2 protein-coding genes are annotated in these 1206 nt (G+C 37.4%); one reads left to right on the top strand and one right to left on the bottom strand.

Annotated elements, in window-relative coordinates:
• On the top strand, window positions 1-395 hold a 395-nt coding region (locus tag AC1DPQ_RS28210), incomplete at its 5' end, for an HAD family hydrolase (protein WP_477611635.1).
• A gap of 66 nt (window positions 396-461) precedes the next feature.
• Here AC1DPQ_RS28210 and AC1DPQ_RS28205 read toward each other — a convergent pair.
• Window positions 462-1206, bottom strand: a 745-nt coding sequence (locus AC1DPQ_RS28205; protein ID WP_477611634.1) for an aldose epimerase family protein, incomplete at its 5' end; no start/stop codon positions are given.

Genomic DNA, 1206 nt, shown 5'->3' with positions numbered 1-1206 from the left:
CGTTAATAGCAGGTTTAGGCGATTTTTTAGAAAAAGCAAAACAATCAGCCATTCAAATGGCGATTGGCTCTGCTGCTATTCCCTTCAATATTAATTTTGTACTCGATAATTTAAATATCCGTTCCTATTTCGAAGTCATAGTAAGTGCCGAAGATGTGGTAAATAGTAAACCTGATCCGGAAACTTTTACCAATGGAGCAGAAATTTTAGGCGTTGCAGCCAGCCAATGCATAGTTTTTGAAGATGCACCAAAAGGTGTTGAAGCAGCACAGAATGCCGGGATGAGATGTGTTGTACTTACAACCATGCATACTAAAGAAGAATTTGCAGCTTACAACAACATTATAGCTTTTATAGAAGATTATACAGATCCAGTTTTACAAGAACTTTTCTAAATTAAAACGACCTGCATTTCTACAGGCCGCTTTAATTTCATCATTGTTGGGAGATCACCAAAACAACTATTTGGTAAATTTATATACCGAGCTTGTTTTATACACCTGCCCAGGTTTTAAAACCGTTGACGGAAAAGCGGGTTGATTTGGTGAATCTGGAAAATGCTGTGTTTCTAATGCAATTGCTGTTCTAAAATCATCTTTAGCACCAGTTTTAAAAGTATTTTTACTTTGCATAAAGTTGCCACTATAAAATTGTAAGCCTGGCTCCTGCGTATAAATATCCATCACTATACCCGACTTATCTCCTTTAACCGTAGCCGCATGGAACATGCCCATAGCTTTGGTTTTATTTAGCACGTAGTTATGATCATAACCCTTCCCAAAGGTTAACTGTTCGTTTTTATCGTTTATACGCGCACCAATGGTAGTTGCTTTGGTAAAATCGAACGGTGTTCCCTTAACCTTTTCAATCTTTCCTGTCGGGATCAGGGTAGAATCAACAGGCGCGTACTCATCTGCATAAATCTGTACCTCGTGGTTCAAAATCTCACCACTTCCATCACCATTTAAATTAAAAAATGCGTGGTTTGTTAAATTTACAATTGTAGTTTTATCGGTTTTAGCCTCGTAGTCCATTTTCAGTTCATTATCATCCGTTAAGGTATAAGTTACTTTAACATCTAAATTGCCTGGAAAATTTTCATCGCCATCTTTTGATAAGTAATGAAGCACTAAGGTATTGGCATTTGGCTGAGAAGCATCCCAAACAACATATTGGTAGCCTTTTTTTCCCCCATGAAGGGTATTC

It is taken from the genome of Pedobacter sp. 01T416_2, from assembly GCF_056398925.1.
The sequence above is the reverse complement of the archived record's forward strand: the minus strand, read 5'-3'. Positions and strand labels throughout refer to the sequence as shown.